The following is a 255-nucleotide window of genomic DNA, read 5'->3' as shown; positions in this document are numbered from 1 at the left end:
AAACGTGAGCGAACAGCAGCTGCTCTGGCATGCAACGCAGGTCCGTGTAGCCATTGATGCGCTTACGCATATGAACCAGCCGATGTGGCGTAGTTACTATCCTTCCCTCGCGAACCAAGTGCAAAATTTGCAGCAATCGGCAGTTGAAAGGGATTTTTTCCAATTCCGCGAGCAATTTGATGAAAACTATCGTCTTTTTTTAGCGATCAAGCCAGCGATGAGCATTCAGTTGCCGGAAGAACAGATGTCCTCTCT

Annotated in this window: 1 protein-coding gene; it reads left to right on the top strand. The window is 48.2% G+C overall.

Annotated elements, in window-relative coordinates; all coding sequences use genetic code 11:
* On the top strand, nucleotides 1–255 hold a 255-nt coding region (locus SB775_RS31510), incomplete at both ends, for a sporulation protein YpjB (RefSeq protein WP_410865213.1).

The organism is Peribacillus sp. SIMBA_075, assembly GCF_046534585.1.
Note: the sequence above shows the minus strand (reverse complement) of the source record. Positions and strands in the feature narration are given on the sequence as shown.